General features: G+C 63.7%; 10 protein-coding genes and 1 pseudogene. 10 read left to right on the top strand and 1 reads right to left on the bottom strand.

Going from position 1 to position 7,650, the window contains the following annotated elements; genetic code table 11:
• The first annotated feature begins 133 nt into the window (after positions 1-133).
• From AB0300_RS18425 to AB0300_RS18380, 10 genes and pseudogenes are all read left to right on the top strand, one after another.
• Positions 134-1,387 (top strand): aromatic ring-hydroxylating dioxygenase subunit alpha, encoded by a 1,254-nt coding sequence (locus AB0300_RS18425; RefSeq protein ID WP_005054956.1) that lies wholly within the window; start codon positions 134-136, stop codon positions 1,385-1,387.
• Positions 1,384-1,971: a 3-phenylpropionate/cinnamic acid dioxygenase subunit beta gene (locus AB0300_RS18420; protein ID WP_005054954.1), complete on the top strand. Its 588-nt coding sequence runs from the start codon at positions 1,384-1,386 to the stop codon at positions 1,969-1,971. Before AB0300_RS18425 ends, AB0300_RS18420 begins: the two co-directional genes overlap by 4 nt.
• Positions 1,968-2,294 (top strand): hypothetical protein, encoded by a 327-nt coding sequence (locus AB0300_RS18415; RefSeq protein WP_005054953.1) that lies wholly within the window; start codon positions 1,968-1,970, stop codon positions 2,292-2,294. Before AB0300_RS18420 ends, AB0300_RS18415 begins: the two co-directional genes overlap by 4 nt.
• Positions 2,295-2,297: 3 nt before the next feature.
• Positions 2,298-2,495: a ferredoxin gene (locus AB0300_RS18410; protein WP_005054951.1), complete on the top strand. Its 198-nt coding sequence runs from the start codon at positions 2,298-2,300 to the stop codon at positions 2,493-2,495.
• Positions 2,492-3,703, top strand: coding sequence for an FAD-dependent oxidoreductase (locus AB0300_RS18405; RefSeq protein ID WP_005054949.1), 1,212 nt, complete (start codon positions 2,492-2,494; stop codon positions 3,701-3,703). Before AB0300_RS18410 ends, AB0300_RS18405 begins: the two co-directional genes overlap by 4 nt.
• A 112-nt stretch (positions 3,704-3,815) precedes the next feature.
• Positions 3,816-3,968: pseudogene (locus AB0300_RS18400) on the top strand (helix-turn-helix domain-containing protein); the annotation flags it as partial.
• Positions 3,969-4,010: 42 nt separating this feature from the next.
• Positions 4,011-4,556, top strand: a complete 546-nt coding sequence (locus tag AB0300_RS18395; RefSeq protein WP_223159176.1) for an IclR family transcriptional regulator — start codon at positions 4,011-4,013, stop codon at positions 4,554-4,556.
• A 161-nt stretch (positions 4,557-4,717) separates the two neighbouring features.
• Positions 4,718-5,440, top strand: a complete 723-nt coding sequence (locus AB0300_RS18390; protein WP_005054944.1) for an alpha/beta hydrolase — start codon at positions 4,718-4,720, stop codon at positions 5,438-5,440.
• Positions 5,441-5,456: 16 nt separating this feature from the next.
• Entirely contained in the window at positions 5,457-6,371 is a 915-nt protein-coding gene (locus tag AB0300_RS18385; protein WP_005054941.1) for an alpha/beta fold hydrolase, read from the top strand.
• 900 nt (positions 6,372-7,271) lie between these two features.
• The gene (locus AB0300_RS18380) at positions 7,272-7,394 is read left to right on the top strand and encodes a hypothetical protein (protein WP_267189609.1); all 123 of its coding nucleotides are present in this window, start codon (positions 7,272-7,274) and stop codon (positions 7,392-7,394) included.
• A 14-nt stretch (positions 7,395-7,408) separates the two neighbouring features.
• Here the strand turns inward: AB0300_RS18380 and AB0300_RS18375 are convergent, their stop codons facing one another.
• The gene (locus AB0300_RS18375) at positions 7,409-7,543 is read right to left on the bottom strand and encodes a winged helix-turn-helix transcriptional regulator (protein WP_082802890.1); all 135 of its coding nucleotides are present in this window, start codon (positions 7,541-7,543) and stop codon (positions 7,409-7,411) included.
• Positions 7,544-7,650: the final 107 nt, after the last annotated feature.

Here is a 7,650-nt window from a genome sequence, read left to right as displayed (position 1 = left end):
AACCGTCATCGTCATCTCAGTATTGGTCCGTTCTCGCCCCGTGCAGTGCGAAGGTCAGCAGTGCTGGTGTCTCACCCCATCCTGACGCACAGGGCTCGAGCGGGAGCGCTTGTTCAGTCGCGCGTGGATCTTCGTGGGTCACGAATCAGAGATCCCTCAGCCCGGCGACTACGTGGTGCGGCGAGTGCTCGACGACTCGTTCATCGTGGTGCGCGACGAGAGTGGCTCCGTCAAGGCGATGTTCAACATGTGCCTGCACCGAGGAATGCAGGTGTGCCGGGCGGAAATGGGCAACGCCTCGCACTTCCGCTGCCCGTATCACGGCTGGTCGTACCGCAACGACGGACGAATCGTGGGGCTGCCGTTCCACGAAGAGGCGTACGGTGGCGAGGCTGGCTTCAATCGCAAGGGAGCCCGCCTGCTTCCGGCGCCGAGCCTCGACAGCTACAACGGGTTGATCTTCATCAGCATGGATCCGGATGCGCCACCGCTGATCGACTACCTCGGCGATTTCGCTTTCTATCTCGACTACTACACGAAGCAGAGCTCCTCGGGCATCGAGCTCCGCGGCCCGCAGCGCTGGCGGGTGAAGGCGAACTGGAAGATCGGCGCAGAGAACTTCGCCGGCGACATGTACCACACGCCACAGACCCACACCTCGGTGGTCGAGATCGGCCTCTTCCGCGAACCGAAGGCGGAGAAGCGTAAAGACGGCAACACGTACTGGGCGGGCAACGGCGGAGGCACGACCTACAAGCTTCCGGAGGGAACGCTCGAGGAGCGGCTGCGCTACGTGGGCTACCCCGACGAGATGATCGACCGGATGAAGGAGGTCTGGTCCCAGGACCAGCTCAATGTGATCGGCGAGAACGGCTTCATGATCTCGGCGGCCTCGATCTTCCCGAACATGAGCTTCGTGCACAACTGGCCGAAGGTGGAAGACGGCGACGACGTGCTCCCGTTCATCTCGATCCGTACCTGGCAGCCGATCAGCGAGAACGAGACCGAGGTGCTTTCCTGGTTCGCCGTCGACGCAGCGGCACCGGAGGAGTTCAAGGCTCTGTCGTACAAGGCGTACCTGATGTGCTTCGGCAGCACGGGGATGTTCGAGCAGGACGATGTGGAGAACTGGGTGTCCCTTACGAACACCGCGAAAGGGAATATGGCGCGGCGCTTGCTGCTGAACAGCCGGATGGGCGTGCTGAAAGACGGCAGATTCGTCGTGGAGCCGCTCGGACCGGACGCGTTCTCTGGCCCGGGCGTGGCCCACGTCGGTTACGGAGAGTACAACCAGCGGCATCTGCTCGAGCGCTGGGCGGACTACCTCGAGACGGAGCCGACCGCGCTGATCATCTCGTCGGTGGGGATGCCGGAGGGGCTGTCATGACCGAGGCGCGCTGGGTTCGACTGAAAGAGTCGCCGCTCGGAGCACATACGACCAAAGCCACGCGGGTGGGGAGTTCGTTGTCGTTCTCGGACGGCCTGCATCTGGAGACGCACAGGTGGCTCGTCGAAGAGGCATACATCCTCGACGAGCAGCGGTACGAGGACTGGCTCGACCTCATCGCCGACGATGTGCACTACATCATGCCCGTGCAGGTCACTACCGCGCTCGGCGCCGGGTACTCGACGTCTCCGGGCATGGCGCATTGGGACGAGAACAAGTACTCCCTGAGCCGGCGGGTCGCCCGCTTCCTCACGGAACACGCCTGGACAGAGGATCCGCCCTCCCGGCTCCGTCACTTCGTCACGAACGTGCGCACCTTCGAGAGCGACGTCCCGGGCGAGGTCGTCGTCGATTCTGCGGTGCTTCTTTTCCGCAGTCGCGGCGACGTGCACGAGCCCGCGGTGATCTCGGCCGGCCGCGAAGACGTTCTGCGACGTGTCGGCGGCGGGTTGCAGCTCGCACGCCGAACCATCACGGTCGACGAGTCGGTCTTGCGCACACAGAATCTGGCGATCTTCCTATGAAACTCGAATGGGAAGGCGAAGAGGACGACCGCATCGCGGCCATCGCAGCAGCAGACGAACGTCAGCGGCTCGAAGACCAGCGGGTAGGGGCTCCGATCTCGATCGCCAATGAGTTCTCGGAGATCCGGGTATCTCGCGTGGAGACACGCAACGGCTCCCGGCTCCTGATCGAGTCGCCGCGATCCGGGCAGTGGGTCGCTCTCGATCCGCTCGAGCTCGAGGCGCTGACCTGGCAGACTACGGCGACGTTCTCCGCCATGATCGCCCAACCGTTCGCACCGATGTTCCCTGAGATAACGCCTGAAGAAGCAGGAGAGGAGTGACACATGCCTGTCGTGAAAGCGGATCTCGGGCTCTGTCAGGGCTACGCCAACTGCATCATGGCCGCGGGAGACTATTTCGATCTCGATGACGACGGCGTCGTGATCCTGCTCAGAACAGAGGTCGACGAGGCCGACCGGAAACGGGTCACCGAGGCGGCGAACAGCTGCCCGGTTTCCGCGCTCCGGGTGGAAGACGAATGACGACAGCGATTGTCGGTGCGTCGATCGCGGGGGTACGGGCCGCGCAGGCGCTTCGGGCAGAGGGGTATCGCGGAGACGTTGTGCTCATCGGCTCCGAGCCCGTGCTGCCCTACGACAAGCCGCCGCTGTCGAAGGGATACCTCGTCGGTGCAGGTGCAGCCGAGGTCACGCTCCTCACGGCGGCGGAGGCGCTCGAGCTTAACATCGACCTTCGTCTCGGTGTGCCGGCGGTAGGTCTGGACCGTGCGTTGTCGGAGCTCCGGCTGGCGAATGGACGGCGGGTCGGCTTCGATGACCTCGTGGTGGCGACCGGCGTCCGCGCGCGGCCGTCGCCGTGGGGTGAAGGCGAGGGAATCCATGTGCTGCGGACACTCGACGACGCAGACCGGCTGCGCGCCGAGCTAGTTCCCGATCGCAGGATCATCGTCATCGGAGCGGGCTTCATCGGCGCCGAGGTCGCCGCGACCGCTCTTGGGCTCGGAGTCGATGTCACCCTGGTCTCGGCGACACGCGACCTGATGTCACGCCGGCTCGGTGACGAGATTGGCGCCCTCTTCTCGCAGAAGCACTCCCGGCATGGCGTACATGCGGTTCTCGGACGGACGGTCGCGCAGATCGACGGTGCGAAGGGAGACTTCCGCGTGCTCCTGGATGACGGTTCCGAGCTCCACGGTGATGTCGTCGTCATCGGCATCGGGGCAGTGCCGAACGTCGAATGGCTCGAGGACTCAGGGCTCGAGATCGACGACGGTCTCGTCTGCGACGAATTCCTCACGGCACTCGGCGCCCCGGAAATCCATGCGATCGGCGATGTTGCGCGGTGGCGGCATCCGGTTCGCGGCGATCTCACCCGTCTTGAGCACTGGACGAATGCGGTCGACCAGGCGCGCTGTGTCGCGCACAACATCGCTCATCCCGACGACCGACGCTCATATCTGCCTGTCGAGTATGTCTGGAGTGACCAGTTCAACTGGAAGCTGCACATCGTCGGTCGCACGACGGCAGTCAACCCCGAGATGGTGACGGACCCTCGAACACCCGACCGGATCGCGTCTCTGTACTCTCAGAATGGTCTGTCATTCGACGGGGCAGTGGTACTGAATTGGCCCCGCGCTCTCGTCGAAGTCCGCCGGTCCATCGCAGCGGGATCGTCGCTTTCCGACGTTCGTGTACGACTGGGCCGGCTGCTCGAATCGGCGTCCGGATAGACCTGGACGGGATCGCCTTGCCCTTGATGGCGGCCCTGAGGGCCGGCAGGAACGATACAGTTTCTGTTGTGCAGAGAAATAGAGCAGCCGACGGAGTCGATGCGGCTCCGCAATACCGATCGAGTCGGTCGACAATGCCCTGAAACTCCTGCTCCTGCTCGGTGAGAAGAACGAACTTCGACTGACGGACGCCAGCAAGCACCTGGGTGTCGCGACCTCAACGGCGCATCGCATCCTCGCGATGCTTCAATGGCGAGGATTCGTGCGGCAAGACCCGCGAACGAAGACATACGGGCCAGGGCCGTCGTTGACCACGATCGCCTTCTCGGTGCTGAGAAAGATGGACATCCCGCAGATCGTGCAACCGATCCTCGAGGAACTCAGCCACCAAGCCGGCGAGACGGTTCACCTCGGCACGCTCGACGGCAACTCCACTCGCTTTCTCGCAGTCTCGGAACCGACGACGGCGGTGCGAGTCGCTTCACGGTTGGGCAAGGAGATGCCGGCCCATTGCACCTCCACGGGAAAGGTTCTCCTGGCGCAGCTCCCGCGAGAACAATTGGACCGTCTCTACCCCGACGAGCAACTCTCACAGGTGACTCCGCAGTCGATCCGTACCAAGACCGAGCTCCTCGCACAACTGGATCTTGTCGCGAAGCAGGGCTATGCAACGAACCGGGAGGAGAGCGAGGAGGGCGTGGCCTCGGTGGCCGTGGCCGTTCCCTCGGCGAGCGGGCTGCGGTTGGCGATCAACGCATCTGCCCCGGTGTTCCGCTTGCCTCCCCGCAAGGTGAAGACCCTCGTCGCACTCCTCGATGAGGCAGCCGTACGTCTGGCCGACCTGACCTCCTGAAGGCTCGTCGTCTCTTTCCCCTGCGACCTGGTGCAGGGGTCGTTCGGCGCGTTCTGAAGAGAGCTCGAGCCATGCTGGACTGTTGGCGCCGCGCAAGCTATTGTGTCTTCTAGTTAGGAACAAGTTCTGCTCAGCAGATAAATATGCGAAGAGGATGATCAATGCAGATCGTACTGGTGCACGGCGGATGGGTAGGCGGCTGGGTGTGGGACGGCGTCGCCGACGAATTGCGCAGAATGGGGCACGAGGTGATCGCGCCGACGCTGCGCGGTCTCGAAGACGGTGACGTGGACCGCTCCGGCGTCACGATGAGCATGATGGCGCGCGATCTGATCGATCAGGTAAGAGAGCTCACCCAGCTCGACATCGTGCTCGTCGGTCATAGCGGCGGAGGTCCGCTCATCCAACTCGTCGCTGAGGCGATGCCCGAGCGCATCGGCCGGGTCGTCTTCGTCGACGCCTGGGTGCTGCGCGACGGCGAGACCATTAACGACGTGCTCCCCGATCCGTTGGTCGCAGCGACGAAGGCGCTTGCGAGTCAGTCCGACGACAACACCATCGTCATGCCGCCTGAGCTCTGGGCCGCGTCTATGCAGGACATGTCCCCGTTCGAGCAGCAGCAGCTCGCCGCGCTCGAGCCGAGGCTCGTCCCAGCGCCGGCAGGCTGGTCCGATGAGCCGATCCGCCTCGACCGGTTCTGGGCGAGCAGCATCCCGTCAAGTTATGTGTTCCTCGCTCAGGACCAGGCCGTTCCCGCTGAGATCTACCAGGCCGCGGCCGGGCGGCTTGATAGTCCGCGCACGATCGAGATCGACGGAAGCCATTTGGTGATGCTCACGCATCCGGAGAGGCTCGCACGGGCCCTCGACGCCGTCATTGCCTAACAGGCCTGGGGAAGCTATGGATTCGATTTCACGCCCAGACGACGTCGCGCCGATCTCGTACACCGAACTGGCGCCGTCGGGTGCGCCTGCTCGGTGGATCGTCCTCGTGCACGGGGGTGGTGCCTCGAACGAGTACTATCTCGAGACGCCCGACGGCCGACAGGGCTGGGCGGCACGATTCGTATCGCATGGCTACGGTGTGCTGGTGGTGGACTGGCTGGGGTTGTCCTATGAGGCGGCCCAACACGTCGATGATCGTGCGGCGTCTGCGCGGCTGGACTATGAGAGCGTGTGCCGAGGGATGGGCGTGTTCCTCTCTGGTCTCGGCCGGAACGTCGTGCTGGTCGTGCACTCGATGGCAGGTCCGATTGGCTTCCGCCTCCTAGAGACGCATGGCGATCTCATCGACGGGCTCGTAGCCGTCGCTCCGGGCCCGCCTGGAAATATACAGGCGGTGCCCGAGATCGTGAGGGAGTCCGACCAGGAGGTCTCCATCCGTGGAGCGGCCATCGACTGGACCATCCCGAAGATGGGTTTCTGGGAACCCACAAGCGCCTTCGTGAACGACAAGGCCATCGGACCCAGCCGGCGGTTCCCCCGCGAGTGCATCGAGGTGTTCCGCCGCACCCTTCGGCCGATCCCGGCCCGGATGCTTTATCAGCGTCAGAACATCGGTGGGAGCCAAATGAGGATCGGGCCGACCGACGCGTTCACGAACAAGCCGATTCTCGTCTTCACGGGTGGAGCCGATACCGACCACCCCTCGCAGCTGGATCAGGACATCGTGGCCTGGCTCACCGATCAGGGCGCCGCCGTCACCTTCTGGTCGTCCGAACTGCCTCTTCTCGCTGGGAACGGCCACTCGCTGATGGTCGAAGACAATAGCGACGAGATCGCTGACGAGATCGCGCGGTGGATCACGGCGCTCTGACTCGCCACCGTATCGTCCCGGCCATTATTTCAGCCGACCCGACGTCCCCAACAGCGGAGGAGAACGCCAGTCGTTTCCTTCGTGTCACTCGAGGGAACGCTGTGCCAGCTCGTTGCCGACTACGACTTGGTCGATCGGGCCCTTGCTCGAACTCCTCATTTCATACGTCTGGCGATGGACTCAAGGGAGATGTTCGCCGACGGCCGCGTGCAACTCCAGGTCATCGGTGGACAGCTGAGGCGTCTGCCACGACGCATCGAGACGATCGGTTCGCAGCTCGAACGGAACGTTCGGGCTGAGCATAAGGATGTTCCGAGACCTCCAGGAACGCGGATGGATCGGTTCGTTGGTCGGGGAGCTGACGACCACCCTGGTTGGCGTGGCGCTTATCGTCGCTGCGGTGCTACTTTCGGTCTCGGGGGGTGGCCCCCAGCTCGCCCCGACGTCGCACTCCTACCGTTCCTAGGGGCGGGGTGGTCGGCCTCGCGGGCAGGCTCCTCGTGCTGAGGCCGCTGCGCACCTCCTTGATGCGCACCACGCTGATCGCCGGATCCTGGCAAACTATCCCGCGACGCGAATTCGCAGGGGGTGTCGGCGCGACTTTCGATCGACGTACAGTGCCGTCCGTTAACAAACGATCGGTTCGTGCGACCGAACTGTCGAACGCCTGTGCATCGCTGCGGCGAGTTCCTCATGGCGCAGTACCTGGGTTTCGCTTCCGGAAGAAGATTTCACGAACCCCAGCGACACGGTGTTGCGGTGACGTTCGACGAAAGAGAAGAAGGATGGCCCGGCGAATCCCAATCGCGCGAAGTCTCGCCTTCGAAATGACAGAAGCGCTCCTGTGCTCGCGCGTCGGTTACTTCGCACCTTCTAGGTGTGACGTTATCAATTAGGGTGATGACGACCGGTGACGGGTACCGGTACCTGCTGAACTCTGTCGTGTCCGGTGACGGCGACCGCGACGCCTCGTCTGTGTTGACGCGGTATTACGCGGAGGCCGGGACTCCTGGCTCGATGTAGCGCCGAGGGGGTCGCTACTGGTCGGTTCCGACGTTGTGTTCAACCCAGTCGCGCAGATGCTTCAACGGGGCGGCTGCGCTGTGTCCGAGGTCAGTAAGTTCGTACTCCACGCGAGCGGGAACCTCGGGGTAGACGGTGCGAGTGAGCAGGCCGTGGTCTTCCGGAAAGTGTCAAGGCGGGTGAGACAGATTCCGTCAGGCGGTCTGTATGAGGGCCTCCTGTGAGGGCTGGTTGATCCAGGCGGCCTCGGGCAGCT

The organism is Microbacterium sp. NPDC078814 (genome assembly GCF_040702645.1).
Classification (GTDB): domain Bacteria; phylum Actinomycetota; class Actinomycetes; order Actinomycetales; family Microbacteriaceae; genus Microbacterium.
Note: the sequence above shows the minus strand (reverse complement) of the source record. Positions and strands in the feature narration are given on the sequence as shown.